This window comes from Bradyrhizobium sp. 521_C7_N1_3 (assembly GCF_052075975.1).
GTDB classification, from domain to species: domain Bacteria; phylum Pseudomonadota; class Alphaproteobacteria; order Rhizobiales; family Xanthobacteraceae; genus Bradyrhizobium; species Bradyrhizobium japonicum.
The window spans coordinates 2,806,362-2,828,291 of sequence record NZ_CP197232.1; the positions used below are offsets into that span (position 1 = coordinate 2,806,362).

19 protein-coding genes are annotated in these 21,930 nt (G+C 65.5%); 12 read left to right on the top strand and 7 right to left on the bottom strand.

Translation table 11 applies throughout. The annotated features are described in order from the left end of the window. The first annotated feature begins 67 nt into the window (after positions 1 to 67). Positions 68 to 508, top strand: a complete 441-nt coding sequence (locus AB7008_RS12695; RefSeq protein WP_441258906.1) for a hypothetical protein — start codon at positions 68 to 70, stop codon at positions 506 to 508. A gap of 16 nt (positions 509 to 524) precedes the next feature. Here AB7008_RS12695 and AB7008_RS12700 read toward each other — a convergent pair whose 3' ends face one another. Together AB7008_RS12700 and AB7008_RS12705 are read right to left on the bottom strand one after the other, a co-directional pair. Beyond that, on the bottom strand, positions 525 to 851 hold the full coding sequence (locus AB7008_RS12700) for a hypothetical protein (protein WP_028158214.1): 327 nt from the start codon (positions 849 to 851) through the stop codon (positions 525 to 527). 180 nt (positions 852 to 1,031) lie between these two features. Next, positions 1,032 to 2,162 (bottom strand): site-specific DNA-methyltransferase, encoded by a 1,131-nt coding sequence (locus AB7008_RS12705; protein WP_028150731.1) that lies wholly within the window; start codon positions 2,160 to 2,162, stop codon positions 1,032 to 1,034. A 397-nt stretch (positions 2,163 to 2,559) separates the two neighbouring features. On the opposite strand from AB7008_RS12705, the gene ypfJ reads away from it, so the two are divergent. Together ypfJ and moaB are read left to right on the top strand one after the other, a co-directional pair. Beyond that, positions 2,560 to 3,495 (top strand): KPN_02809 family neutral zinc metallopeptidase, encoded by a 936-nt coding sequence (gene ypfJ, locus AB7008_RS12710; protein WP_028158212.1) that lies wholly within the window; start codon positions 2,560 to 2,562, stop codon positions 3,493 to 3,495. A gap of 141 nt (positions 3,496 to 3,636) precedes the next feature. Further along, positions 3,637 to 4,200 (top strand): molybdenum cofactor biosynthesis protein B, encoded by a 564-nt coding sequence (moaB, locus tag AB7008_RS12715; RefSeq protein WP_041960408.1) that lies wholly within the window; start codon positions 3,637 to 3,639, stop codon positions 4,198 to 4,200. Between the two features lie 345 nt (positions 4,201 to 4,545). Here moaB and AB7008_RS12720 read toward each other — a convergent pair whose 3' ends face one another. Together AB7008_RS12720 and AB7008_RS12725 are read right to left on the bottom strand one after the other, a co-directional pair. Continuing rightward, positions 4,546 to 5,523, bottom strand: coding sequence for a bifunctional helix-turn-helix transcriptional regulator/GNAT family N-acetyltransferase (locus AB7008_RS12720; protein ID WP_304493009.1), 978 nt, complete (start codon positions 5,521 to 5,523; stop codon positions 4,546 to 4,548). Between the two features lie 66 nt (positions 5,524 to 5,589). After that, complete coding sequence (locus tag AB7008_RS12725) at positions 5,590 to 6,165, bottom strand: glycosyl transferase (RefSeq protein ID WP_028158210.1); 576 nt, start codon at positions 6,163 to 6,165, stop codon at positions 5,590 to 5,592. Between the two features lie 333 nt (positions 6,166 to 6,498). On the opposite strand from AB7008_RS12725, the gene AB7008_RS12730 reads away from it, so the two are divergent. Next, complete coding sequence (locus AB7008_RS12730; protein WP_304493010.1) at positions 6,499 to 7,338, top strand: RMD1 family protein; 840 nt, start codon at positions 6,499 to 6,501, stop codon at positions 7,336 to 7,338. Between the two features lie 182 nt (positions 7,339 to 7,520). Next, positions 7,521 to 7,904 carry a hypothetical protein gene (locus AB7008_RS12735; protein WP_080669582.1) on the top strand — a complete coding sequence of 128 codons (384 nt, stop codon included), beginning with the start codon at positions 7,521 to 7,523 and terminating at the stop codon, positions 7,902 to 7,904. A gap of 178 nt (positions 7,905 to 8,082) precedes the next feature. Here the strand turns inward: AB7008_RS12735 and AB7008_RS12740 are convergent, their stop codons facing one another. Together AB7008_RS12740 and AB7008_RS12745 are read right to left on the bottom strand one after the other, a co-directional pair. Beyond that, the gene (locus AB7008_RS12740; RefSeq protein ID WP_304493011.1) at positions 8,083 to 9,264 is read right to left on the bottom strand and encodes an acetate/propionate family kinase; all 1,182 of its coding nucleotides are present in this window, start codon (positions 9,262 to 9,264) and stop codon (positions 8,083 to 8,085) included. A 4-nt stretch (positions 9,265 to 9,268) separates the two neighbouring features. Continuing rightward, on the bottom strand, positions 9,269 to 11,656 hold the full coding sequence (locus AB7008_RS12745; RefSeq protein ID WP_304493012.1) for a phosphoketolase family protein: 2,388 nt from the start codon (positions 11,654 to 11,656) through the stop codon (positions 9,269 to 9,271). 210 nt (positions 11,657 to 11,866) lie between these two features. On the opposite strand from AB7008_RS12745, the gene AB7008_RS12750 reads away from it, so the two are divergent. The 4 genes from AB7008_RS12750 to AB7008_RS12765 all read left to right on the top strand — a co-directional run bounded on the left by AB7008_RS12750 (position 11,867) and on the right by AB7008_RS12765 (position 16,060). Beyond that, complete coding sequence (locus AB7008_RS12750; protein WP_248881707.1) at positions 11,867 to 13,030, top strand: PA0069 family radical SAM protein; 1,164 nt, start codon at positions 11,867 to 11,869, stop codon at positions 13,028 to 13,030. A 23-nt stretch (positions 13,031 to 13,053) separates the two neighbouring features. Then, positions 13,054 to 13,509 carry a VOC family protein gene (locus AB7008_RS12755; protein WP_304493013.1) on the top strand — a complete coding sequence of 152 codons (456 nt, stop codon included), beginning with the start codon at positions 13,054 to 13,056 and terminating at the stop codon, positions 13,507 to 13,509. A gap of 76 nt (positions 13,510 to 13,585) precedes the next feature. Then, positions 13,586 to 14,452 (top strand): ribonuclease HII, encoded by an 867-nt coding sequence (locus AB7008_RS12760; RefSeq protein WP_304493014.1) that lies wholly within the window; start codon positions 13,586 to 13,588, stop codon positions 14,450 to 14,452. Between the two features lie 99 nt (positions 14,453 to 14,551). Beyond that, the gene (locus AB7008_RS12765; RefSeq protein ID WP_441258907.1) at positions 14,552 to 16,060 is read left to right on the top strand and encodes a glycosyltransferase family 39 protein; all 1,509 of its coding nucleotides are present in this window, start codon (positions 14,552 to 14,554) and stop codon (positions 16,058 to 16,060) included. Between the two features lie 122 nt (positions 16,061 to 16,182). On the opposite strand, the gene AB7008_RS12770 is transcribed toward AB7008_RS12765, so the two are convergent. Beyond that, entirely contained in the window at positions 16,183 to 16,989 is an 807-nt protein-coding gene (locus AB7008_RS12770) for a uracil-DNA glycosylase (protein WP_071916142.1), read from the bottom strand. A gap of 138 nt (positions 16,990 to 17,127) precedes the next feature. Between AB7008_RS12770 and AB7008_RS12775 the strand changes: the two genes are divergently transcribed. The 3 genes from AB7008_RS12775 (at position 17,128) to AB7008_RS12785 (ending at position 21,823) form a co-directional block, all read left to right on the top strand. After that, positions 17,128 to 18,789, top strand: a complete 1,662-nt coding sequence (locus tag AB7008_RS12775) for an electron transfer flavoprotein-ubiquinone oxidoreductase (RefSeq protein ID WP_248881712.1) — start codon at positions 17,128 to 17,130, stop codon at positions 18,787 to 18,789. A 330-nt stretch (positions 18,790 to 19,119) separates the two neighbouring features. Beyond that, a complete protein-coding gene (locus AB7008_RS12780) occupies positions 19,120 to 20,913 on the top strand; it encodes a tetratricopeptide repeat protein (RefSeq protein WP_028158199.1) in 1,794 nt (597 codons plus the stop codon). Positions 20,914 to 20,938: 25 nt separating this feature from the next. Further along, positions 20,939 to 21,823, top strand: coding sequence for a 4-(cytidine 5'-diphospho)-2-C-methyl-D-erythritol kinase (locus AB7008_RS12785; protein ID WP_028158198.1), 885 nt, complete (start codon positions 20,939 to 20,941; stop codon positions 21,821 to 21,823). The last annotated feature ends 107 nt before the right edge of the window (positions 21,824 to 21,930 follow it).

Genomic DNA, 21,930 nt, shown 5'->3' on the forward strand with positions numbered 1-21,930 from the left:
GAACGCGATCGCCTCTCGTCTTGGAAAGGACAGGGCCACGGCCACATTCAAGCCTCGGATATTCGTCTTGGGATTCCCTGGGACGGAGCAGCGGGCCGATGTCGCCGATCTGAATTCGGAACGGCGCTACAAACGGTTCGCAGCCCATTCGAACACCGTGGCGGGCAACGAAGTGCTCGTTCTCGAGGCCGCCAGGCGCCTTGCCGATGTCGATGTGTTCGGCCTCAATCCCGGCTTCGTGAAGACCGATATTCGCGCCAACCTGCTCGGGTCGCGTGCGCTCGTCTCGCTGATCAACTGGCTGACCAGCTTCATGATGGTCGAGCCGGACGTCTATGCCGAGCGACTGGTGCCGCTCGTGGTGTCGCCTGATCTCAACGGCCGTAGCGGTGCCATGTTCAACAACAAGGCTGAGGCGATCCTGCCGAGCCCTTCGTCTGCGGAGCGATCCTATGCGACGGCGCTCATGGATGCCTCCGATCGATTGATCGCACGTCTGGCGCCGTGAGGCCGCGCCTCGACGCTCAACTGGAATAGAGCAGGCCGACGACGGCAATGACGATCATCCCGGCGCCGACAGCGTCCAGCCGCATCGCGAGCCGCGTTGCGGCGTGCATGCTGGAGGCCCGCGCCTTGCGCTCCGATCCGCGCGCGTAGCCGTGCACGATGACGTCGTGATTGAAATTGTCATGCGCCTCGTTGCTGCTGGCGAGCCCGACGCAGACCACCAGCACGCCGAAGATGGCGAGGCCGAAAAAGCCGAGCAGGGCGATCAGGAACATCGGAAACATGCCGAGCAGGAAGATCGGCAGCAGTGGCACCAGCAGCAAAGTCTCGGACTGTCGTCGCATCGGAGCCGGACCGGTCAGGACGGGGCTGATCCGACGAATCTAGTCCTGGCCGTGGCGGCATTCAAGGAGCGGTAGGGTGGGTAAAAGGCACGGAGCGCCGTGCCCACCGCGTCGCTTGCGGCATATTCTAAGGTGGTGGGCACGCTTCGCTTTGCCCACCCTACGGGATCGCGGAGAAAACTACTCCGCCCCCATCCCGGCGCGGATCTCGGCGCGGAGCTCGTCGATCAGCTTGAGACCCTTCTTGGTCTCGACATGCCAGAAGGTCCAGCCGTTGCAGGCTTGCGCCCCCTGCGCCACCGCGCCGATGCGGTGGATCGAGCCGACCTTGTCGCCCAGCATGATGGCGCCGTCGGCGCGCACGAGTGCGCCGAGCTTCTTCTTGGCGTCGAACAGCTTCGTGCCGGGCATGATCATGCCGCGCTCGATCAGCTCGGAGAACGCGACCCGCGGCGCTTCGCGCGCGGTCATGAACGGAGCGAGGCTTTCTTCCGGCAGCGGCTCGACCGCCGCGATGCGGGCTTCGGCCGCCTTCGCGTAGGTCTTGTCGCGCTCGAAGCCGATATAGGAGCGGCCGAGACGCTTGGCGACCGCGCCGGTGGTGCCGGTGCCGTTGAAGGGATCGATCACGAGATCGCCGGGTTTCGACGACGACAGCAGCACGCGCGCCAGCAGGCCTTCCGGCTTCTGCGTCGGATGCACTTTCTTGCCGTCGGCGCCCTTGAGTCGCTCCTCGCCGGTGCAGAGCGGGATCAGCCAGTCGGATCGTGCCTGCACGTCCTCGTTCGCCGCCTTCAACGCTTCGTAGTTGAACGTGTAGCCCTTGGCCTTCTCGTCGCGCGCGGCCCAGATCATGGTCTCGTGCGCGTTGGTGAAGCGGCGGCCGCGGAAATTCGGCATCGGGTTCGACTTGCGCCAGACGATGTCGTTCAGGAGCCAGAAGCCGAGATCCTGCATGATCGCGCCGACGCGGAAGATGTTGTGATAGGAGCCGATCACCCAGATCGTCGCCGACGGCTTCATCGCGCGGCGGGCGGCAAGCAGCCAGGCGCGGGTGAAATCGTCATAGGCGGAGAACGAATCGAACTTGTCCCAGTCGTCGTTGACGGCATCGACATGGGATTCGTCGGGGCGCTTCAGATCGCCCTTGAGCTGGAGATTGTAGGGCGGATCGGCGAACACGAGGTCGACCGAACCTGCCTGAAGCTTCGACATCTCGGCGACGCAATCACCGAGGATGATGCTGTGCGAAGCGGACTCAAAATTTGTGCGGGGCGCCCTTGCAGACGCCCCGCGACGCGACACTACCATGACTCAAGAACTCTGACTCAGGCGACGCTGTCGGCGACGCGGGACCAAACAACCGACTGACCGTTACAATGGAGCGGCAAAGTAAAAATCGACTTAACCCGCCGCTTTCGTGAGCAGCCCTCGCATCGCGCATGGTGCGCGTTTCGCTCTGCGCATTCGTCGTGTTTTCCAGTGTATTTCGTATTTCTTCGCGTTGCGGGAGCAGTCAGGTCCCCAAATTTCTCTCGGAAAAAATTGCACGACCCCGGAAAAAATTGCTGGCATCGGCATGCTGTCGCACTAGGCAATTTTTGCCGACCGCGATATTGATTAATGCAACGGAAATTTTACGTGTGTGGCACGTTGAGCTTTCGCGCTTTTGCGTCCAGGTTCTTGCGCCAACTGAAGGAAGCCCGCCATGCGTTACGATGACTTCCGCCGCAGCGACGACATCGAGGATCGCCGCGGCGACGGCGGCGGTATGGGCGGCGGCGGAGGCGGGTTCGGCCTGCCGATGGGCGGCGGCGGTCTAGGCATCGGCACCATCATCGTGCTCGGCCTGGTCGGCTATGCCTTCGGCATCGATCCGCGCATCCTGATCGGCGGCGCCGAGATCCTCACCGGCGGCGGCCAGGCGCCTTCCTACCAGACCGATCGTCAGTCGAGCTCGGCCAAGCGCGGCGCGCCGACCGACGAGATGGGCAGCATGATCTCCGGCATCCTCGGCGAGATCGACGACCGCTGGAGCGAGATCTTCCAGGCCAGCGGCCAGTCCTACACCGGTCCGAAGGTGGTGCTGTTCCGCAACGTCACCAATGGCGGCCGCTGCGGCCGGGCAGAGTCGGCGATGGGGCCGTTCTACTGTCCGCCGGATCGTACCATCTTCCTCGACACCAGTTTCTTCCGCGAGGTCGAGACGCGCTTCCGCGGCTGCTCCGGCAAGTCCGCCTGCAACTTCACCACCGCCTACATCATCGCGCATGAGGCCGGCCATCACATCCAGAACCTGCTCGGCATCATTCCGCGCGTGACGCGGCTGCAGCAGCAGGCCGGCAGCAAGGCAGAGGCCAATGCGCTCCAGGTGAGGGTCGAATTGCAGGCCGACTGCCTGTCCGGCGTCTGGGTCAACCGCGAGTCGAAGAAGCGCCCGAATTTCCTCGAGCCCGGTGACATCGACGCCGCGCTGACCACGGCGAGCGCGATCGGCGACGATACGCTGCAGCGCCAGGCCACGGGACGCGTCGTGCCGGATTCCTTCACCCACGGCTCGGCGGCGCAACGCAAGCAGTGGTTCATGACCGGCTACCAGCAGGGCACCGTCCAGGCCTGCAACACGTTCGGCAACGGGTCGTAGTAAGCTATTGGTGGCGTCATCCTGAGGTGCTCGCCTTTTGGCGAGCCTCGATGGATGGCGGAGTCTCCGGCCCATCCTTCGAGGCGCGCAAGGGCGCGCACCTCAGATGACGGCGGTGGGCGGGATAGAAGGTGCAGCGCAATGGCCTCGATCGACGAGTCAAAACAATTCATCCCGCTCAACATCGCGGTGCTCACCGTCTCCGACACGCGCGCGCTCGCCGACGACAAATCCGGCCAGACGCTGGCCGACCGCCTCACCGCGGCGGGCCATCATCTTGCCGCGCGCGAGATCGTCACCGACGACGTCGAGGCGATCCGCGCTGTGATCCGCCGCTGGATTGCCGATACCGGCATCGACGTCGTCGTCACCACCGGCGGCACCGGTTTCACCGGACGCGACGTCACGCCGGAGGCGATCGAGCCGCTGTTCGAGAAGCGCATGGACGGCTTCTCGATCGCCTTCCACATGCTGAGCCACGCCAAGATCGGCACGTCGACGATCCAGAGCCGCGCCACCGCCGGCGTCGCAGGCGCCACCTACATCTTCTGCCTGCCGGGCTCGCCCGGCGCCTGTCGCGACGGCTGGGACGGCATCCTCGCCGCCCAGCTCGACTACCGCACGCGTCCCTGCAATTTCGTCGAGATCATGCCGCGCCTGGACGAGCATCTGCGAAGGGCAAAGGCGCAGGGCGCGACGGTGTGAGGGCGGACGCTGAGGCTCTTTCTTCCCTTCCCCCCTTGTAGGGGAAGGTGGCGCGAAGCGCCGGATGAGGGGTATCTATCGGCGAGTGCGATGCGAGAGAGTTGCGTCCGTGGAGACATACCCCTCACCCAAGTGAGCTTGCATTTGCCGGCGTCGCTGCCCTCTCCCGCAAGGGGCGAGGGCACAGCAATGCGCATCGCGCCCGCTGCGTCAGCGACTACCTCTTCCGCCGCAGCGAGCCCCACACCACGCGCCACATAGTCCGGCACGCTTCCGCGTGCAGCCGTCGCGCGCGGCGCTTGTAGAGATCGACGAGCTCTCCCGTGATGAGCGCGTGCCGCCGCATCAGAGATCGCGCTCCCAGGTTTCGCCGGTGAGGTTCTGGCCAAAACTGCGATGCGGCTCGGTGGCGGTCAGCTTGAAACCTGCATCCTGATAGATTTTTCGCGCAGCGACCAGATTGCTCTGCGTCCACAGTGTCATCCGCCGATAGCCGCAGGCGCGCGCGAACGAGACGCATTCGGCGACCAGCCGTTGGCCCAGCCCCTGGCCTCGTGCGGCCGGATCGAGCAGCAACAGGCGCAGCTTGGCGACGTCGTCGCTGGCCTTGACCAGAAACACCGAGCCGACCGGACGGCCCTCGATGTCGGCGATCCAGCAGCGCTCGCGCGAGGCATCGTAGGACGTCATGTATTTGGCGACGATCTCGGCCACCAGCGCCTCGAAGCCGGAGTCGAAACCGTATTCGCTGGCATAGAGTGCGCCGTGGCTCTGTACCACCCAGCCCATGTCGCCGGGGCGGGGCTCGCGCAAGGTCGCGCGCGGGGATGGCGTGCGCGGCATGGCGAGCAGCCGCTCGATCGTCTCCATCGCGCCGGTGAGCTTGCTGCGCTCCTCACCGGGCAGCGGCCGCAGCATCGCGGCGACGTCGTCCTGGGACGAGCGTTCGAGCTTGGCAAACGCCTGGCGGCCCTTCGCGGTCAGGCTCAACTGAACCTGCCGGCGGTCGCTCGGAAGCGGCTTGCGCGCGATCAGGCCGGTTTCATCGAAGTTCTGCACGATGCGACTGAGATAGCCGGCGTCGAGCCCGAGCGCGATGCCGATCTCCTTGGCCGACTGCTCGCCACCATGGGCCAGCTCGTAGAGCACGCGCGCCTCGCTCAGCGAGAACGGGCTCTTCAGGAGCTGCTGGTCGAGCACGCCGAGCTTCTGGGTATAGAAGCGGTTGAAGGCGCGAACCGCCTGGACCTGGTCGTCAGCGACCTGTTCGGTCGAAGCGGGGCCGGATGGCGAAGGGCTGGATGACGAAAGGGCTGATGGCATGGGTCACCTCGATACTTGCCATTGTCAAATAATTATTTGACCATGGCAAGTATCAGATCGGTGACATCAGCCGACCATGACGATCCGGCTGCGCAGCATGGTCCGGGACGAGCGGCCGAGCCGCCGGAGCAGCCGCGCCTCGGAACGGCGGGCCTGGGGCGGGTAGCCGCCGATCCGGTCGTAATGATCGCGGGCGATCAAAAGTCCCTGATCGCCGAGGGGGCCGACGAGCTTGCGCGCCACGGCGCGGAACATGTCACGGAATCCGGTATCGGCGTAGGGCGAGCGTGCGTAGCGGAACACCGCCGCACGATCCCGGCCGCTGGTCGCGACGGCCTGGATGAACTGGGTGGTCTCCTCGATCCAGCCGGTTTCCAGCACCGCGCCGGCGGGGAGGAACATCAGCCACGGTGAACGAGCCTGGAGCGCGCCGGCGGCAAGCGCGGCGCCCTGCGAGGATCCCTCGAAGCCGATGAAACGGCAGCCTGCAACGTCCGCAACGCGCTCGATGACGCCGTTGCGGGTACCGTCGACCAGCAGCACTTCGCGGATGACGCCCGCGGCGGCGCCGGGCACCAGCGCGGCGAGGGTTGCGACCGCCGTCTGCTCGACGCCGTCGGTCGGAATGATGACGCTCAGCATGATTGAGGCTTCGGTGTCCGCACTTCGGGAGAAGCGTAGCTCGTTATGATATTGTCATAAACACGCGGCATCGCCGAGTGCAACTTTTGGACGGCGCCTCGGTCCGCAAAGGTACGCCACGGGCAGTCCATCGCACCCGAATATGTCGCGCGCGCGGTGGCGTTGTTGCCGAATGTTTCAGCGAATCTCGTTTTCGTGAGCCTCAAACGGGGCATTCTCTGCCGGTATGATCGGGACGAGGACGGCACGTCCGCAAGGCTGCACCGGCGGTCTGACACAAACCTTACGACGGGAAAAACGTGCAACGCTCGCCGCGCAAAGTGAGATAGTCCAGTGAACGCAGATCAACTTCCCGTTGGCGTAACGCCAACATCGCCGAAGCCGGAAGCCGCACCGATCCTGCGGATTCGCGCTGTGATGCTGGGTGAACGCATCAATCCGTCCGGGCTTGAGCTTGGCGCGGCCGTTTCTTCGACGCCGGCCGCCTTTCGCGTCCATGCCGGCCTCGTCGTGATCTTCCGCTACGGCGTCGTGGTGCTGATCGGCCTCCTTCCCTCGGAGGAAAAGGTGCTGATCGACAGCCTGAAATCCCGCGTGACCGGCGCGCTCAGCCCCTTCGAGGAGGAGATCGCGCAGGCGCAGCTCTGCAAGGATGAAAGCACCGAAGCGATCCAGCCGGGCGGGCCGATCTGCCTCGCAAAATTCTCCGACGACCGGCTGCTGCTGATTGCGGATGCGCTCGCCAAGAGCACCTCGCTCGCCCGCGACGAGCGGCGCGTCGCCGCGGTCTTCGACGTGATCGAGCCCTTCGCGCGCAAGCTCGCCGAGCAGGGCCGCACGCCGCCCCGGCGCAAGGGCATCCTGCAACTGATCGGCAATGCGCTTCTCGTCCAGCAGCGCGTCGCCGGCCGTGTCGCGGTGGCCGAGAAACCGGACGTGCTCTGGGAGAAGCCCGAGCTCGACCGCCTCTATGCCCGTCTCGAAGACGAGTACGAATTGAAGGAGCGCCTCGACACGCTTGAGCGCAAGCTCACAGCCGTGTCGGAAACCGCCAACGCGCTCACCGACATCATCGACACCCAGCGCTCGCTCCGCCTCGAAATCGCAGTGGTGGTTCTGATCGTCATCGAGGTCGTGATCGGGTGCATTCAGATATTGTCGGGCACGCATTAGACCGGCCTGCACGCCATTGTGCGGGCGGCGCGAAAAAAGGAACCGTTGTTCATGCAAATGAACGTTCAGGTTTGATCCAAATCAAAGGCGCGAAGCTCCAGCGCACGAGACTTCGATCGGACCCGCGGTCAACGCGATGTGCAGGTGTCCGCGGCTTCCTCCCTCGAAGAAGGAGTACGCTGATGTTGCGTCAAGCTCTCATCGCTTCGGCAGCCGCAGCTATGCTGTTTGTCACGTTCACTCCCGATGACGCATTCGGTCGCGGCGGTCGCGGCGGCGGCGTGCGCGCAGGAGGTTTCCACGGCGGTGCCGTGCGAGCAGGGGGCTATCGCGGGGGCGCGGTCGCGGCTCGTGGATACCGGGGCGGCGCCGTCGCCGTCCGCGGCGGGCGTTACGGCTATCGGGGCGCCTATGCAGGGTATCGTGGATACCGCTACGGCGTCGGTGCGGCGGCAGTGGGGGCCGCCGCGATCGGGGCAGCTGCAACGGGGGCCTACTACCGCAGCGGCTGCGGTTATGACGCTTACGGAAACTATGTTTGCCCGGGCGGGTACTCTCCGTACTGAGCAGAGCGACGTAGTTGGCCATGGTGCTCGAAGCGATGGCGAAATCATTTGCTTTGCGCACCATGGTCATTTCGACAGTGGCGCAGCAGCGCCGCGACAAGTCATGGCCCGACAAGTCATGGCCCGCTGAAATTCTCCCGTGGGGGAGAAGGGAAAGATGCAGCGGTCGACCGGGCTTTCATTTCGCTCGCAGCACAGCCGCGCAATGCCGAGCGATTGTCAGCTCCTCATTCGTCGGAATGACGAACACATTGACGGTGCTGCCATCGCCGCTGATCCGCTCGGGTGCCGCGTCATTCACACCCGCGTCAATATGCACGCCGAGCCAACCAAGCCGCTTACCAATCGCAGCGCGGATTTCCTTCGCATGCTCGCCGATGCCGCCGGTGAAGACCAGACAGTCCAGTCCCCCAAGCGAGGCCGCCATCACCGCAATCTCCTGCACTGTGCGGAAGACGAACAGATCGACCGCCTCGCGCGCCGCAGCCTCGCGGCTCGCAAGCAGCACCCGCATGTCTGCCGAGATCCCGGAGACGCCGAGCAGGCCGGACTCATGATAGAGCAGGTGCTGGACATCCCCGACCGACATGTTCTCGTGCTGTTGCAGATAGAGCAGCACGCCGGGATCGATCGTGCCGCTCCGGGTGCCCATCACGAGCCCATCGAGCGGCGTCAGCCCCATCGTGGTGTCGACGCTGCGGCCATCGCGCAGGGCGCACAGGCTGGCGCCATTCCCGAGATGCGCGATGACGGTGCGCTTGGCAACTAACTGCGGCGCGATTTTCGCGAGGCGCCCCGCGACATATTCGAACGAGAGGCCGTGAAAGCCGTAGCGCCGGATACCGCGCTCTTCATAGCGCCGCGGGAGCGCGAACCAGCTCGCGGGCGCCGCCATGCTGTGATGAAAGGCGGTGTCGAAACAGGCGATCTGCGCCAGGTCGGGCCTTATTGCCCTGATGGTGCGGACTGGTTCAAGGCACCGCGGCTGGTGCAGCGGCGCCAGTGGCGTCAGTGCGTCCAGCTTTGCGTAGACGTCGTCAGTCAGCTCAACCGGGCCCGAATAATCCGGCCCGCCATGAACGATGCGGTGACCGACGGCGCGCAGGCGGTGGTCGGCAAAACGCTCCTCGATGAAGCCGAGCACGTCCGCGAACAGATGGCCGCTGTCTGCGTCGGACATTTCCCTTCCCGTCTCGAACAGGTCTTTGCCAGCGGGGCTCTTCACCACGAGTCGAGGCTTGGCTTCATGCTCGTCGAGCTGGCCCTTGCAAAGTAGGACAGGTTCGTCCGCCGAGATATCAAACAGGCCGAACTTGATGCTCGACGAGCCCGAGTTGAGGACGAGGACCGACGCCGTCATCACATCAGCCCGTCTTGCTGGGCCAGACCCAGTCGCGAATCTCCGGCATGTCCTCGCCGTGCTCGCGCACATAGTGCGAATGTTCGATCAGCTTGTCGCGGAATTGCTGTTGCACCTGCGCGGCCTTGGTCGCCAGACCCGGCACGCGCGCGATCGCCTCGATCGCGAGGTGATAGCGGTCGAGTCCGTTGAGCACGACCATGTCGAACGGCGTCGTCGTGGTGCCTTCCTCGGCAAAGCCGCGCACATGCATTCCGGCATGGTTGGTGCGGTTATAGGTGAGACGGTGGATGAGATAGGGATAGCCGTGATAGGCGAAGATCACGGGCTTGTCTGACGTGAACAGGCTGTCGAAGTCACGGTCGGGCAGGCCGTGCGGGTGCTGGTCCTTCGGCTGCAGCGTCATGAGGTCGACGACGTTGACGACGCGGATCTTCAGGTTGGGCAGCGCCTTGCGCAGCAGATCGACGGCGGCGAGCGTCTCCAGTGTCGGCACGTCGCCGGCGCAGGCCATCACCACGTCGGGCTCGCCATCCGCATCCTCCGTGCCGGCCCAGGTCCAGATGCCGATGCCGGCATCACAATGCGTGGCGGCGTCCTGCATCGACAGCCATTGCGGCGCCGGCTGCTTGCCGGCGACGATCACGTTGATGCGGTCGTAGGTGCGCAGGCAGTGATCGGCGACCCACAACAGCGTGTTGGCGTCGGGCGGGAAGTAGATGCGGACGATGTCGGCCTTCTTGTTGGCGACGAGATCGACGAAGCCGGGATCCTGATGGCTGAAGCCGTTATGGTCCTGCCGCCAGACATGCGAGGTCAGGAGATAGTTCAGCGAGGCGATCGGTCGCCGCCAGGGCAGATGTCGCGTCACCTTCAGCCATTTGGCGTGCTGGTTGAACATGGAATCGACGATGTGGATGAAGGCCTCGTAGCAGGAGAACAAGCCGTGCCGTCCGGTGAGCAGATAGCCCTCGAGCCAGCCCTGGCAGAGATGCTCGCTCAGAACCTCCATCACCCGGCCATCCTGGGCGAGATGCACGTCGTAAGGCTCCGTCGGCTCCATCCAGACCCGTTCGGTCGCCTCGAACACGGCATCGAGCCGGTTTGACGCGGTCTCGTCCGGGCCCATGATGCGGAAGTTGCGCGCCTCGGCGTTGAGGCGGATGACGTCGCGCAGGAATTTGCCGAGCTCGCGCGTTGCTTCGCCGGTGACGCCGCCGGGCTGCGGCACGTCCAACGCAAAACTGCGGAAGTCCGGCAGCTTCAGTTCCTTCTTCAGCAGGCCGCCATTGGCGTGCGGATTGGCGCCCATGCGGCGGATGCCTTCGGGCGCGAGAGCCTGGAGCTCGGGAATGAGCGCGCCGCTGCCGTCGAACAGCTTTTCGGGCTCGTAGCTGCGCATCCAGTCTTCGAGGATTTTCAGATGCGCCGGGTTCTCGCGACAGCTCGCAACGGGAACCTGATGCGCGCGCCAAAAGCCCTCGACCTTCTTGCCGTCGACCTCCTTCGGGCCGGTCCAGCCCTTCGGGCTGCGCAGCACGATCATCGGCCAGCGCGGCCGTTCGACGCTCTTGCGGCCGTCGCGGGCATGCTGCTGGATCGAGCGGATGCTGGCGAGCGCGACGTCGAGCGCATCCGCCATGGCCTGGTGCATCAATTTGGGATCGTCGCCTTCGACGAACAGCGGCTCGTGGCCGAACCCGCGGAACAGGTCGCGGATCTCCGCGTCGCGCATCCGTCCAAGCACGGTCGGGTTCGCGATCTTGTAGCCGTTGAGGTGCAGGATCGGCAGCACGGCGCCGTCATGCGCGGGACTGAGGAACTTGTTCGAGTGCCAGGACGCCGCGAGCGGGCCGGATTCGGCCTCGCCATCGCCGACGACGCAGGCGACGATCAGATCGGGATTGTCGAATGCGGCGCCATAGGCGTGCACCAGCGCGTAGCCGAGCTCGCCGCCTTCGTGGATCGAGCCCGGCGTTTCCGGCGCCGCGTGGCTCGGAATGCCGCCGGGGAAGGAGAACTGCCTGAAAAGTTTTCGCAATCCGTCCGTATCGCGCGCGACGTCGGGATAGATCTCGCTGTAGCTGCCTTCGAGATAGGTGTTGGCCACCATGCCCGGGCCGCCATGGCCGGGACCGCAGATATAGAGCACGCTGACATCGAGCGCGCGGATGACGCGGTTGAGATGGGCGTAAATGAAGTTCAAACCCGGCGTCGTGCCCCAATGGCCGAGCAAGCGCGGCTTGATGTGCTCCGGCCGCAACGGCTCGCGCAGCAGCGGATTGTCGAGCAGATAGATTTGTCCGACGGAGAGGTAGTTCGCGGCGCGCCAATAGCGATCGAGCAGATCGAGCTCGCTGCTCCCTGAGGCCGATTGTCGTTGATTTGTCATGTTCCTGCTGACCTTCACCCGGCGATCGTCACCAACTTTGTTCCGGTGCGATTGATCCCTGTCCGGCATCGAACGGGATCGCCGCGACGGGTGTGTTGCGCGAGGTCAAGGGACTGCGCCCGAAATTTGGGCGGCTACTGTGCATGGGGTTGTTTTTCAGTTTTTTGTTTGTGTTCTTGATTTGTTCCTTTGGCGTGCTATCTTCGCTTCATGAGTCCAGCATCCTCTCATGCTCTCAAGCACCCGCCGGTCACGGCGCCCTCCGAGCCGGCGGGTGCGGACTCTGATTTTCCGGAACTAGCGGTCGCCATCGACAAACAGCGCAGGCGAGGGCGGGGCGCCCAGTCCAATGCCAGCGGCCGCTTCGAGGCCGAGGCCCGCGTCGCCTTCGACGACGGCTGGCAGAGCCTGGAGGAACTGCCGCCGTTCAAGACCAGCGTCGGCCTCGACACCTCGCGCAAGGTGATCACCCGCAACGAATCCCCCGATATCGGCTTCGACCGCTCGATCAATCCCTATCGCGGCTGCGAGCACGGCTGTGTCTATTGCTTCGCGAGGCCGACACACGCCTATCTCGGCCTGTCGCCGGGGCTCGACTTCGAGTCAAAGCTGTTTGCCAAGCCGGAGGCGCCGGCGCTGCTCGAGAAGGAGCTGGCCGCGACCGGCTACGAGCCGCGGATGATCGCGATCGGCACCAACACCGATCCGTATCAGCCGATCGAGCGCGAGCGCAAAATCATGCGCGGCATTCTCGAAGTGTTGGAGCGCGCCGGCCATCCCGTTGGCATCGTCACCAAGTCGGCGCTGGTGGTGCGCGACATCGACATTCTCGCGCGGATGGCCAAGCGCAACCTCGCCAAGGTCGCGATCTCGGTGACGTCGCTCGACCCGAAACTGGCGCGCACCATGGAGCCGCGCGCGGCGACGCCGCCGAAGCGGCTGGAGGCGCTGAAGCAGCTCTCGGAGGCCGGCATTCCCACCACCGTGATGGTCGCGCCGGTGATCCCCGCGCTGAACGATTCCGAGATCGAGCGCATTCTCGATGCCGCCGCCCATGCCGGCGTCAAGGAAGCCTCCTACGTGCTGCTGCGCTTGCCGCTCGAGGTTCGCGATCTCTTCCGCGAATGGCTGATGGCCAATTATCCGGACCGCTACCGCCACGTCTTCACCCTGATCCGCGACATGCGCGGCGGCCGCGACTACGACGCGAAATGGGGCGAGCGGATGAAGGGCACCGGACCGATGGCATGGACCATCGGTCGCCGCTTCGAGATCGCCTGCGACAGGCTTGGGTTGAACAAGCGGCGCTCCAAGCTGACGACGGATCACTTTGCGAGGCCGAAGCGGAACGGCGATCAGCTCAGCCTGTTCTGATCGGGAAACGGACGAGGCGTAGCATGAGCCAGGAACTTGCCGCGCCGGTGCCGCGGCTCACCGTCATCACACTGGGTGTGAGCGACATTCGTGCCAGCATCGCCTTCTATGACGCGCTCGGCTTCGCGCGTCGGCTGAAGGCGACCGGCGAGGCCGTCGCCTTCTACGATACCGGTGGTCCGGTGCTGGCCCTGTTTCACTGGGATAAACTCGCGGCCGACGCCAATTTGCCGGACAATCCGAGGCCGGCGACCTTCCGCGGCATGACGCTCGCATGGAACTGCGCCACGCGCGACGAGGTCGATGCGGTTCTGGCCTTCGCTGTCGGCAAGGGCGCGGCGCTGCTGAAAGCGGCGCATGAGACCGACTACGGCGGTTATTCCGGCTATTTCGCCGACCCCGACGGCCATCCCTGGGAGGTCGTGGTCGCGCCGGGCATCGAGGTCGGTGAGGACCGGCGGGTGCATCTGGCGGAGTAGGCGGCTGGTCTGAATAACGGGAATTGTCCGGGGTTCCAGGTTGCGCCGGCCGGGCCGCTTGCGCACGATCCCGGCCATGATTCGGGATAAGTCCACCACGAAGCCGGCCAAAGATGCGCCAGAGAAGGGCGCGCCGAAAAAGGATGCCGCCAAAAAGGCAGCGCCCGCGAAGGCGGCCAAGGGGGCGGCCATTAAGGCGCGGGCCGGCAGGCAGGGCGCCATCATCGCCGTCGCATCGCCGACCTTCCGCCGCGAGCGCGCGCTGATCAAGCGGGGCGTCTGGCCGGTTGCCGGGTGCGACGAGGCCGGCCGCGGGCCGCTCGCCGGACCCGTGGTCGCGGCCGCCGTGATTCTCGATCCCGACCGCATTCCTCGCGGCATCGACGATTCCAAGCGCCTGACGGCCGAGGAACGGGAAAGACTGTTCGACAAGATCTGCGCCACCGCGCAGGTCTCGGTCGCCGTCGCCTCGCGTTCCCGGATCGACCGCGACAACATCCTGCGTGCCTCGCTGTGGGCGCTGAAGCGCGCCGTGGTGGCGCTGCCCGACGCGCCGCGTCATGTGTTTGTCGACGGCCGCGATCGGCTCGACACCGCCTGCGACTGCGAGGCCGTGATCGGCGGCGACGGTATCGTCCTGTCGATCGCCGCCGCCTCGATCATCGCCAAGGTGACGCGCGACCGGCTGATGTGCGCGCTGGCGCAGGACTGCCCCGGCTACGGTTTCGAGCAGCACAAGGGCTACGCCGTTCCCGAGCACCTCGACGCGCTCGACCGCCTCGGTCCCACGATCCACCACCGCAGCTTCTTCGCCCCCGTCGCCGCCGCCCGCGCCAAGCACATGCCCTGGACCGTCGAGCCGGTGCGGGACTTGTTTGCGGTGACCGAGGTCGAGGTGCAGGTTGAAGCAAGCGTTGAAATTGATGCGTCAGCAGGCCTGTAGGGCAGACGGTCGTTGCCACGACGCGCAGCGCCCTTTATCAAAACAGATGTGAGCGAATAGGGCCGGCTGGACGGGTTGGCTGCATCTTTCGGACGTTGCATGCGGTTTACCTCCCTGGTCATCGAGCTCATACGCGCCCGGCCGCGGCTGATCGTGTGGATCGCCGTGCTGCTCCAGGCCGCGATGTGGCTGTTCGTGGCGCTGGTGTTTTACCGCAGCCCGCCCGGTACGCTCGCGACCCTGCTGGCCTTCGGTCGCGAGTACCAGATCGGGACTGATCTGGGCCCGCCGCTACCGATCTGGCTCGCCGACATCGCCTATCGCGCCGCGGGCGGCCATATGTTCGGCGTCTACGTCCTCGCCCAGCTCTGCGAGGTCGCGACCTTCATCGCGCTCTATCATCTCTCCCGCGCCGTGGTCGGCTCACAGCAGGCGGTGCTCGCCGTGCTGCTGACGATGACGGTGCTGGCCTTCTCCTCGCCGGCGCTCGACTTCGGCCCGCTGGTGCTGGCGCGGCCGCTCTGGGCGCTGCTTCTCTTGCATTCCTGGCAGATCATCGGCCAGCGCCGCGGCAATGCCTGGTTCGCCTGGTCGATTGAAGCGGGCCTCCTGCTGCTGACGACGCCCGCGGCGATCTTCCTTCTCCTCCTGCTCGTCGTCTTCTCGGTCTCGACCGCCGGCGGTCGCCGCACCCTGCGCGCGCTCGATCCGCTGTTCGCGCTGATCGTCGTCGCCGTGCTGGCGCTGCCCTATGCGGTCTGGCTGATGCGCGCCGAGACGCTTGTCATGCCGACCCTGCCAGTGGTCGCCGAGCTGAACGCCCGCGCGCTGCACGCGGCCTGGCTGCTCGGCGGGCTCGTGCTCGGCGCGGCGGCGATCCCGGCGCTGACCTTTCTCAATAGCGGCCTGTTCGTCGCCAAGGGCGAGGAAGCGCCGATCATCTACCGGCCGCCGGTCGAGCCGCTCGCGCACAACTTCGTCTATTTCTTCGCGCTGGCGCCTGCGCTCGGCGCGGTCCTGATCTCCGGCCTGCTCGGGCTCGATGCCGTCGTCGGCGGCGCCGGCGTCGTGCTGGTCATGTCGGGACTTGCCGTGGTCGTGACGGCCGGCGACCTCATCGCAATGCGCCGCGCGCGCGTACTGCGGACGGTATGGGCTGCCGCCGTCGTGGCGCCCGCAGCCGGCGTCGTGCTCGCCGTGCTGTTCCTGCCCTGGACCGGCGCCAAAGAGATTGGAACCTCGATGCCGGCGCGCGCGATCTCGGACTTCTTCGATGAGAGCTTTGCCCGCCGCACCAATCATCGCTTGCGCGCAGTCGCCGGCGAGACTCAGCTCGCGAGCCTGATCACGCTGCATTCCGGCCGGCCGCATCTCTTCATCGATGCCCAGCCCGCGCGCACGCCGTGGATCAATCAGGCCAAGTTCAGCGAGACCGGCGGCGTCGTGGTCTGGCGCGCCTCCGACACCGCCGGCACGCCGCCGCCGGAAATCCTCGCGCGTTTTCCCGGCATCGTTCCTGAAGTGCCGCGCGCCTTCGAATGGCTGGTGACCGGCCGCCAGCAGCTGCTGCGCATCGGCTGGGCCATCGTGCGGCCGAAGGGGACGTAGCGACAAACGCAGAAATCGTAGGGTAGGCAAAGGCGCAAAGCGCCGTGCCCACCGTCAAGTCTATCCGTCGTTGAAATGGAGATGGTGGGCACGCTTCGCTTTGCCCACCCTACGACAGCTCGCTATCCCGCCAGCACCTTCGCGATCGCGCGCAGATCCTGCCACGCCAGCCGCTTGTACGATGGCGAGCGCAAGAGATAGGCCGGGTGGAACGTCGGCAGCGCGCGGATGGTGCGCCCTCCCGTCTCGTAGTCGAACCAGCGGCCGCGGGTGCGCATGATGCCCTCGCGCGTCGACAGCAGCGTCTGCGTCGAGGGATTGCCGAGCGTCACCAGCACGTCGGGATTCACCAGCTCGATCTGGCGCTGGATGAACGGCAGGCAGATCTGCGTTTCCTGCGGCGTCGGCGTGCGGTTGCCGGGCGGCCGCCACGGAATCACGTTGGCGATGTAGGCGGTGGTGCGGTTGAGGCCGATCGCGCCGATCATGAGGTCGAGCAGCTTGCCGCTGCGCCCGACGAAAGGCAGCCCCTCGATGTCCTCGTCGCGGCCCGGCGCCTCGCCGACGAACATGATGCGCGCCTGCGGATTGCCGTCGGCGAACACCAGCCGCGTCGCGGTATGCTTCAGCGCGCAGCCTTCAAAATTCTGCATCAGCTCGCGCAGTGCCTCGAGCGTCGGCGCGGTACGCGCCGCCTCGCGCGCGGAGGCGATCGCAATGTCCGGCGCAGGTGCGGCCTCGCCGCGCATCACCGCGGGCGCGGCAACAGGCCGTGGTGCCTCGACCGGTGGTGCGGCGCGCGGGGCCGGCGGCGGAGCATCCAATTCCGCCAGGCGGTCGACAGGTTCCTCCGCGAGCGCGCAGTCGACCCCGGCCTCCAGATAGAAGGCGAGAAGCTCTCGGACGGTGGGTGCGGGTTCGGGGATCATTTGGAAGTCAGACTTTTACTATATCAGTTTGGGGTGCCTTGCATCCCAGTGGAACGCATTTCCGTGGTTGTCCTACCCGGAAAAATCGGAAACAAGGGGGCGCAAATGACGAGGAACCGTCTCAAGGGCTGAGATCAGATGAGCACCGAAGAACTTCCCCCGCGCGAATCCATGGAATTCGACGTCGTCATCGTCGGCGCCGGCCCGTCTGGCCTGGCGGCTGCGATCCGGCTGAAGCAGCTCAATGCCGATCTCAACGTCGTCGTGGTGGAGAAGGGCTCCGAGGTCGGTGCGCACATTCTCTCCGGCGCGGTGATCGATCCGGCCGGGCTCGACAAGCTGATCCCGGACTGGCGCGAGGATTCCGACTGCCCGCTGAAGACGCAGGTGAAGGACGACCGCTTCTACTGGATGACGGGAGGCGGCGCGATCAAGCTGCCGAACTTCATCATGCCGCCGCTGATGGACAACCATCACTGCTATATCGGCTCGCTCGGCAATGTCTGCCGCTGGCTGGCGCGCAAGGCCGAAGCGCTCGGCGTCGAGATCTATCCGGGCTTTGCCGCAGCCGAGGTGCTCTATGACGAGCAGGGCGCGGTGAAGGGCATCGCCACCGGCGACATGGGCATCGGCCGCGATGGCAAGCCGAAGGACTCCTTTACCCGTGGCATGGAATTGCTCGGCAAGTACACCCTGTTCGCCGAAGGCGCGCGCGGCAGCCTGACCAAGCAGCTGATTACGAAGTTCGCACTCGATTCGAAGAGCGAGCCGCCGAAGTTCGGCATCGGCCTCAAGGAAGTCTGGCAGATCGATCCCGCCAAGCACCAGAAGGGCATGATCCAGCATTCGTTCGGCTGGCCGCTCGACCTGAAGACCGGCGGCGGCTCGTTCCTCTATCATTACGACGACAATCTCGTCGCGGTCGGCTTCGTCGTGCATCTGAACTACGACGATCCCTATCTGTCGCCGTTCGACGAGTTCCAGCGCTTCAAGACCCATCCCTCGATCCGCGGCACCTTCGAAGGCGCCAAGCGGCTCGCCTATGGCGCGCGCGCCATCACCGAAGGTGGCTATCAGTCGGTGCCGAAGCTGAGCTTCCCCGGTGGTGCGCTGGTCGGCTGCGCGGCCGGCTTCGTCAACGTGCCCCGCATCAAGGGCGTGCACAATGCGATGGGCACCGGCATGCTCGCCGCAGAGCATGTCGCGGCGGCGCTCGCTGCCGATCGCGCCAATGACGAGATCGTCGACTACGAGAACGCCTGGCGGTCCTCGTCGGTCGGCAAGGATCTGTTCCTGGTCCGCAACGTCAAGCCGCTATGGTCGAAGTTCGGCACCGTGCTGGGCGTCGCGCTCGGCGGCTTCGACATGTGGTGCAACACGCTGTTCGGCGCCTCGCTGTTCGGCACGCAGTCGCATGCGAAGCCCGATCGCGCCACGCTCGATCCGGCCAAGAGCCACGCGCCGAAGAACTACCCGAAGCCGGACGGCAAGATCTCGTTCGACAAGCTCTCGTCGGTCTTCTTGTCCAACACCAATCATGAGGAGGACCAGCCGGTCCATCTCAAGGTCGCCGACATGAACCTGCAGAAGACCTCGGAGCACGACGTCTTCGCCGGTCCCTCGAATCGCTATTGCCCGGCCGGGGTCTATGAGTGGGTCGAGGAAGGCTCGAGCCCGCGCTACCAGATCAACGCCCAGAACTGCGTCCACTGCAAAACCTGCGACGTGAAGGACCCCAACGGCAACATCACCTGGGTTCCCCCGGAGGGCGGCGGCGGTCCGAACTACGAGGCCATGTAAGCCAGGCCATGTAAGCCGGGATCATTGGACCAAAGCGATCAAGCCGGGGCCAAAGTGACGTGCCCCCCCGCATTGTGACGCACGTTCGCGTGAGAACCGGCCCGGGGGTGCGGTCCGCGGCCACGATAAGGCCATACTGGCAGCGTCTTGGGGCGTTGTCGGCCGATTTGGGGCGTGCGGAGGGGATCGCATGCCCGAATCCTTGCGGCGAAGCGCCAAAAGCGGCATTGTCGGCCCGACGGTTCCGGGTCCCCATGCCACCGGCCGCGTTCGCATGCGATACGGCCTACTGCTGCAAACCCAGGCACTACAACTCAAGGCGAGCCCCTGATGTTCTCAAATCGTTTCAACCGCTGGACTGTTGCCGCCATCGCCCTCATGGGCACCGCGATCGCGACGGTCCCCGGCGCGGTCCTGGCGCAGACGCCGGACCATCCGTCCGACACGGCGGCGCAATTTCCGACCCGGAACGATCTGAAGTCGCTGACGACCTCCGGCAGCTATCTCGCTGCCCGCCACGCCAGCGTCGAGCGCGATGCGGCCTCGGCCGCCGCCTTCTACCGCTCGGCGCTCCGCACCGATCCCAAGAACAACGAGCTGCTCGACCGTGCCTTCATCTCTTCGGTCGCCGACGGTGACATCGACGAGGCGGTCAAGCTCGCCGAGCGCATCCTGACCATCGACAAGACCAACCGCGTCGCGCGTCTCGTCGTCGGGGTGCACGATCTCAAGATGAAGAAATACGCGACCGCGCAAACCAACATCAACCAGTCGATCCGCGGTCCGATCACCGATCTCGTCGCCACGCTGCTGTCGGGCTGGGCCGCCTATGGCGCGGGCGATGCCAAGGGCGGCGTCGCCACCATCGACAAGCTCGCCGGTCCGGAATGGTATCCGCTGTTCAAGGACCTCCATGCCGGCATGATCCTCGAGCTGTCCGGCAAGGAGAAGGACGCCGGCATCCGCTTCGAGCGCGCCTACAAGCTCGACGATTCCATGCTGCGCGTCACCGAGGCCTATGCTCGCTGGCTGTCGCGCAACAAGGATTCCGCGGCCGCGACCACCGTCTACCAGGCTTTCGACAAGAAGCTCGCCCGCCATCCGCTGATCGTGGAAGGCCTGCGCGACACCAAGGCCGGCAAGAAGATGCCGCCGCTGGCCGACTCCGCGCAAGCCGGCGCGGCCGAAGCGCTCTACGGCATCGGCGCCACGCTGACCCGCCGCGGCGGCGAGGATCTGGCGCTGGTCTATCTCCAGCTCTCGCTCTATCTCCAGCCGACCCATCCGCTGGCGCTGCTCTCGCTCGCCGATCTCTATGAATCGGTGAAGCGGCCGCAGATGGCGATCAAGGTTTATGAGCGGGTGCCCGCGACCTCGCCATTGAAGCGCAATGCGCAGATCCAGCTCGCGATCGATCTGGATTCCGCCGACCGCACCGACGAGGCGATCAAGATCCTCAAGGGCGTCACATCGGACGATTCCAAGGATCTCGAAGCCATCATGGCGCTCGGCAATATCGAGCGCGGCCGCAAGAAGTTCGGCGATTGCGGCGCGACCTATTCGCGGGGCATCGACGTGCTGCCGGCCGGCAACGACAAGGCCAACAGCGTCTGGTATTACTATCGCGGCATTTGCGAGGAGCGCTCCAAGGAGTGGAGCAAGGCCGAGGCCGACATGAAGAAGGCTCTCGAGCTCCAGCCCGACCAGCCGCATGTCCTCAACTATCTCGGCTATTCCTGGATCGACCAGGGCGTGAATCTCGACGAAGGCATGAAGATGATCAAGCGCGCCGTCGAGCAGCGTCCCGACGACGGCTACATCGTCGACTCCCTCGGCTGGGCCTATTACCGCATCGGCAATTACGAAGAGGCGGTGAAGAACCTCGAGCGCGCGATCGACCTCAAGCCTGAGGATCCGACCATCAACGATCACCTCGGCGATGCCTATTGGCGCGTCGGCCGCACGCTGGAAGCGAAATTCCAGTGGGCCCACGCCCGTGATCTCAAGCCCGAGCCGGAGGAGCTTCCGAAGATCGAGGCCAAGATCGCCAATGGTATGACCGACGATTCGAACTCTTCGGCCGCGCAGGCGGACAAGAAGAAGGACGACGGCAAGGGCGGCTAAGAGTGCGTTTGGGGGCTGATCGCCAATGTCGGCGTTGATTGAAGAAGGGCGCGCGAAGGTCAATCTGAGCCTTCGCGTGGTGGGCCGTCGTGCCGACGGCTATCATGATCTCGAGAGCGTGGTTGCGTTTGCCGACTGCGCGGACCAGCTGACGCTGGAGCCGGGCGGCGAGCTGAAGCTCGTCGCCACCGGGCCGCTGGCCGCGGCCTGCGGCGACACCGCGGACAATCTCGTGGTCAAGGCGGCCAGGCTTCTGGCCGAGGCCGTGCCGAATCTGAAGCTCGGGGCCTTCGCGCTCGACAAGGTGCTTCCCGTCGCGGCCGGCATCGGCGGCGGCTCGGCCGATGCAGCGGCGGCGCTGCGGCTGCTCGCGCGTCTCAACAATTTGTCGCTCGATGATCCGCGCTTGCAAAAAGTCGCGCTCGCGACCGGCGCCGATGTGCCGGTGTGCCTGGTCTCGCGCGCCTGCGACATGACCGGCGTCGGCGAGCAGCTGCTGCCGCTCGCGCTGCCGAGCATGCCCTGCGTGATGGTCAATCCGCGCGTGCCGGTCGCCACCAAGGACGTGTTCCAGGCGCTGGGCCTGCGCAACGGCGAATTGCTGGTGGGCGCCACTTCCGTCCTCGACGCCCCGGCCTGGCCGGACGAGGGCGCCTCCATTGCCGATTGGGTCGACGTTCTCGAAACCGTGGCCAACGATCTCGAAGCCCCTGCGCTGCGGATCGAGCCGGTGATCGGCGAGGTGCTGGAAGCCTTGCGTGACTCCGCCGGCGTCAAGCTTGCCCGCATGTCCGGCTCCGGCGCGACCTGCTTTGCGATCTACGGCGCAGCGAACGAGGCGCATGCCGCCGCGGAAAAGATCCGGCGCGACCACTCCGGCTGGTGGGTGCATGCGGGGACGTTGAGCTAGGTCTCCCCTGGGACGAGGCTGTCGTAGCCCGGATGGAGCGAAGCGCAATCCGGGATTCTTCCGCCGCGGCGCCCCGGATTGCACTTCGCTCCATCCGGGCTACGCCG

What these genes read in the sequence shown, in the direction of transcription:
- AB7008_RS12725 (WP_028158210.1), bottom strand. Translation starts at nt 6,165, where the DNA reads ATGCTGAGCGTCATCATTCCGACCGACGGCGTCGAGCAGACGGCGGTC.
- AB7008_RS12750 (WP_248881707.1), top strand. Translation starts at nt 11,867, where the DNA reads ATGAGTCCAGCATCCTCTCATGCTCTCAAGCACCCGCCGGTCACGGCG.
- AB7008_RS12720 (WP_304493009.1), bottom strand. Translation starts at nt 5,523, where the DNA reads ATGCCATCAGCCCTTTCGTCATCCAGCCCTTCGCCATCCGGCCCCGCT.
- AB7008_RS12735 (WP_080669582.1), top strand. Translation starts at nt 7,521, where the DNA reads ATGTTGCGTCAAGCTCTCATCGCTTCGGCAGCCGCAGCTATGCTGTTT.
- AB7008_RS12700 (WP_028158214.1), bottom strand. Translation starts at nt 851, where the DNA reads ATGCGACGACAGTCCGAGACTTTGCTGCTGGTGCCACTGCTGCCGATC.
- AB7008_RS12740 (WP_304493011.1), bottom strand. Translation starts at nt 9,264, where the DNA reads ATGACGGCGTCGGTCCTCGTCCTCAACTCGGGCTCGTCGAGCATCAAG.
- AB7008_RS12785 (WP_028158198.1), top strand. Translation starts at nt 20,939, where the DNA reads ATGTCGGCGTTGATTGAAGAAGGGCGCGCGAAGGTCAATCTGAGCCTT.
- AB7008_RS12745 (WP_304493012.1), bottom strand. Translation starts at nt 11,656, where the DNA reads ATGACAAATCAACGACAATCGGCCTCAGGGAGCAGCGAGCTCGATCTG.
- AB7008_RS12765 (WP_441258907.1), top strand. Translation starts at nt 14,552, where the DNA reads ATGCGGTTTACCTCCCTGGTCATCGAGCTCATACGCGCCCGGCCGCGG.
- AB7008_RS12780 (WP_028158199.1), top strand. Translation starts at nt 19,120, where the DNA reads ATGTTCTCAAATCGTTTCAACCGCTGGACTGTTGCCGCCATCGCCCTC.
- AB7008_RS12775 (WP_248881712.1), top strand. Translation starts at nt 17,128, where the DNA reads ATGAGCACCGAAGAACTTCCCCCGCGCGAATCCATGGAATTCGACGTC.
- AB7008_RS12755 (WP_304493013.1), top strand. Translation starts at nt 13,054, where the DNA reads ATGAGCCAGGAACTTGCCGCGCCGGTGCCGCGGCTCACCGTCATCACA.
- AB7008_RS12705 (WP_028150731.1), bottom strand. Translation starts at nt 2,162, where the DNA reads ATGGTAGTGTCGCGTCGCGGGGCGTCTGCAAGGGCGCCCCGCACAAAT.
- AB7008_RS12760 (WP_304493014.1), top strand. Translation starts at nt 13,586, where the DNA reads ATGATTCGGGATAAGTCCACCACGAAGCCGGCCAAAGATGCGCCAGAG.
- moaB (WP_041960408.1), top strand. Translation starts at nt 3,637, where the DNA reads ATGGCCTCGATCGACGAGTCAAAACAATTCATCCCGCTCAACATCGCG.
- ypfJ (WP_028158212.1), top strand. Translation starts at nt 2,560, where the DNA reads ATGCGTTACGATGACTTCCGCCGCAGCGACGACATCGAGGATCGCCGC.
- AB7008_RS12770 (WP_071916142.1), bottom strand. Translation starts at nt 16,989, where the DNA reads ATGATCCCCGAACCCGCACCCACCGTCCGAGAGCTTCTCGCCTTCTAT.